Below are 4,024 nucleotides of genomic sequence, written 5' to 3'. Positions count from 1 at the left end.
TCAATTCTCTTTACCATGAGGTACAAAGGTATCCCCCTAAATCCCCCTTAAAAAGGGGGACTTTGAGGTTTATAATTTTACCTTATACATGCAATAAACGCTATATAGTTTTTCTAAATAGATCATGAAGCCCAATCCTTATTGATCATAACATCAAAAACTCCTCGTATTTCTTTCCTACTTTTCCCCACTCCCGACTCCCGACTCCCGACTCCCGACTCCCGATTCCCGATTCCCGACTCCCCAATGTTATCATTCTGAAATTTTCAGTTCATCAATATTCCAGAATGCGCCTCCTAGAGCGGAATATTGAATTCCTTCTATGGAATTACGAACTGCGGTCATGGAGAGAGGGTTAATCAGATAAATATAAGGCAAGTGTTCTAAATTAATCCGTTGGGCTTCTTGATAAATCTTTTTGCGATTGTTTTCATCTAATTCTTGAGCGCCTTGGATATAAAGGTCACTTATTTTTTGCTCCCAATCGGCTATTTTACGACCTTGAATGGGGGATTGACCAGGGAAGGTTTTTTGATTAAAGCTGTGCAATCCCCCATCCACAGACCAGACATTAGAACTATTATTGGGTTCAAAGCCACCGCCACTAAAACCAAGGAGATGGCATTCCCAATCTAAGCTATTGCCGAGTTTGTCTACTAGGGTATTGAAGGCAATGGGAGTAAAATCGACTTTAATGCCAATTTTACTGAGGTCTTGCTTAATCTGTGCTCCCATGGCTTCTCGCAGCTTATTACCAGCATTAGTCATTAAGGTGAAACGGACTCGATTACCTTGGCTATCGAACAATTCGCCTTCCTCATTGTATTTAAAGCCCGCCTTTAATAGTAATTTTTTGGCTTTTTCGGGATTATAGTCATACACGGGTAACCCTTCTTCTGGTGATAGATAATAGGGGCTTTGCACGGGTATATTAGAATATTGCGGCGCACCTAACCCCCGATACAAATTATTCAGCATCGTTTGCCGGTCTATGCCATAGGCAACGGCTTGTCTAAATTCGAGAGTATTAAACCAACGGGACTTAATTGGATCTACTAAAGGCTGTCCATCCCGGCTACCGGTGTTGAGATTGAAGGAGATAAAACTGGAACTGAGGGTAGGACCACCGATGTGGATGGTAAAGTTACCCTTTTTTTCCTCCTGCTTGAGCAGGGAATAGTATTCAGGGGATACACCAAGAGAATCTAATCCGCCGGAACGAAACTGAATGAAGGATGAATCCGTTGATTCTACAATTTCCCAGATCACCCGCTCAATATAAGGTTGCTGGTTTCCCTGTTCATCTTTTTTCCAGTAGTAGGGATTACGGTCATAAACCACCCGCTGACTGGTGCGGTAGAGTTTAAGTTTGTAAGGACCGTTGACAATAATATCCTTGGGGTCTGTATCTACCCCCCACATGGTCAAAAACTTAGGATTCCCCTCTGAATCTTTGGTTTTTACGGATTCTTGCAGCACATGAGCGGGTAAGATCTTTAAGCCAGTACTGCGGAGAAAGGGCGCAAAGGGTTCAGGCACAGAAAATTCCACCTGACGCTGGTCTATCTTCCTGACCTTTGGTAAGGCTCGACTCTTGCCAACCCGGAGGATATCTCTAGAATCAGTGGGAATTTCTGGGTTGAGGTAGATGTCATTGTAGGTAAAGACGACATCATCAGTGGTTAGGGGCTCACCATCGGACCACTTTAGCCCCTCCCTCAAGGTAAATAGGATTTTAAGTTTATCGTCGGAAATCTGCCAGGATTCCGCTAAACCCGGGATTATTTCCCCGGTGATGCCATCAGTGTCTACTAAACCCTCAAAGGTAAGACCAAAAATACTGGTGGCACTTTGGTTGAGGGCATAGTTAAAGGTATTTATGTCACTGAGAATACTCTGGACTATGTGGGGAACGTCAGCTGCCTTGGTTTCAAATTGGCTGATGCTACAGCCAGGCAGTGCGATCGCAAAACTCAAAGCCAGGAAAATTCCTAGACAACGATGCCAGAGAAGCACAAGAGATTTAGCAGAGGTCATATAAGAAAGGGAGTAGGGAGTAGGGAGTAGGGGGTAGGGAATCGGGAGTGGGGAATCGGGAGTCGGGAGTCGGGAAAATAGTTAGTTGTTTACTAGCATACCAAGTGGCGTAGGGTGGGTTAGGGGCGGGCTTGCCCTGATCATCCCCCTCTTCGGGCTAGCGTGCGATCGCATTTTGCTGAGATCTGGCACCAGTACAAAAAAACTTACAGCCGTTTTCACCTCATCCCTCTGTTCAGATCAGAAAAATACCATAACACAAGTACCCTCATGGGTACTATCAAAATTCGATTTATTGTTTATAATAAAACCCACACTTTTAATAACAGGAGTAACCCACCAAAAGCCTTGATTCCTAAACAGCTGATAGCTGAATGGTTACCTTATAGGAGCTAACTGCTACTGTGATTCCGTAAGCATTCAGCGGTCAGTGTTCAGCGGTCAGCTGACGTAACAGAGATTAAACCAATGCGTACCTGTTTTATTCAAAAGCACCTCAAGTAGCGCATTAGCTGAGAGCTGAGAGCTGATAGCTGAGAGCTGATAGCTGATAGCTGAATGGTTACGTGATTCCAGTCACCAAACCATTAAGGTTAGTGTCACAAACTAAGTACATACATCACTGTAGTGTTATAGTAGTTTTATAATTATTACGAAATATTACCTACAAAGTCATCGAGACCTATAGGGTTCACAAGTTTTGCCCCAAACGTTCACAAGTTATCGATATTAGGTAATCAATGGGTGCATTTTGTGACGACTTTGAACCAATAAAGGGGAGCATTGAAGCCCGAAATAATTCTTTGATAATTAATTAGGACTTACCCATTGCCCCCTAAATCCCCCAAACTTGGGGGACTTTCGTGACTTTGTCCCCCCCAGATTTGGGGGGTTAGGGGGGCAAAAGCAACTAAACTTTCCTAAGTCCTATTAATGCAAATTGAAAATTGAATATGGAAGCCAAGATGATGCAAAATCCTTTTACCTACGGTCAGCCAGTTTCCCTAGAGCGTTTTGTGGGACGACGATCAGAAATTCAGGCGGCCTTTGATCAAATCTATAACCGTAGTAACCTAGCCCTTTGGGGAGGGCCAGCCATGGGCAAGACCTCTTTCCTGGAACTCCTGGCTTCCCCCCAAGTTTGGCAACACTATGGACAAGACCCATCCCAGGCTGTGATCGTGCTCCTGAGTTGCCAGAGTATCCAACCCTTTACAGCTCCAAGGTTTTGGAAAGAAGTCTTTAATCTGCTCCAAGAGGAATTACACAGTGAGCCAGACCTCCAGGAACAGATCCAGACATTGCTGGACCAGGGAAAAGCAACCAGCAGGGGCATGCGCCAAGTATTAAAGCAGCTTGGCAAACGCCACAAATTCTTACTGTTGCTAGTGGATGACTATGATTGGGCACTGCTGGAAAACCAGCACTATAGTCATGCTGACATGGAAACCTTTGTCACGGAGTGTCGCAGTATTGCCTATCACTCTAAGGAGAGGAAATATCTATCCATGATTGTGGCCTCACTCCGGCGTCTCAGTGAACTTGGTCCTGCTCTCAATCCCCATAGTTCTCCCTGGTACAACCATTATCTGTTCCAATCCCTCAAGCCATTGACTGACTCTGACATTGATCAATTAATGGCTGGTATGCCAATTACCCCAACCTTACGGGATCTCATCCGAGACATTGCTGGTGGACATCCGGCTCTGCTCCAGATTGCTGGTTCTTTGCTTTATCGAGAGCTAAAAACTGGCAAAATCCCTGATGCCCAAGCCTTTACTCGGGACTTTGAAGCTACTACCCTATCGATTTTTGAAACGATTTGGAAAAGGTGCAGCGAGGTTGAGCAAGCTTTATTGATGTTGATTGCCTTATTTAAGTTAAACGGTCGTCTCCATCATAACAAGCACTTTGACTTAAAAGGTATTGACGTAATCTTTAGCCAACACCAGCGAGAGTTAACTAACCTCGTCGAACAAGGGGTGAA

2 protein-coding genes are annotated in these 4,024 nt (G+C 44.5%); one reads left to right on the top strand and one right to left on the bottom strand.

What is annotated here, in order from left to right; translation table 11 throughout:
* Positions 1 to 252: 252 nt before the first annotated feature.
* Positions 253 to 2,037: an ABC transporter substrate-binding protein gene (locus F6J94_RS31380; protein WP_293047414.1), complete on the bottom strand. Its 1,785-nt coding sequence runs from the start codon at positions 2,035 to 2,037 to the stop codon at positions 253 to 255.
* A gap of 965 nt (positions 2,038 to 3,002) precedes the next feature.
* Here F6J94_RS31380 and F6J94_RS31375 point away from each other — a divergent pair.
* Positions 3,003 to 4,024 (top strand): ATP-binding protein (locus F6J94_RS31375; protein ID WP_293047412.1); only part of this gene is annotated, 1,022 nt, incomplete at its 3' end.

Origin of the sequence: Moorena sp. SIO1F2 (assembly GCF_010672755.1) — a bacterium.
In the GTDB taxonomy this organism is placed as follows: Bacteria; Cyanobacteriota; Cyanobacteriia; order Cyanobacteriales; family Coleofasciculaceae; genus Moorena.
This window is presented reverse-complemented; position numbering and strand designations above follow the sequence as displayed.

What these genes read in the sequence shown, in the direction of transcription:
- F6J94_RS31380 (WP_293047414.1), bottom strand. Translation starts at nt 2,037, where the DNA reads ATGACCTCTGCTAAATCTCTTGTGCTTCTCTGGCATCGTTGTCTAGGA.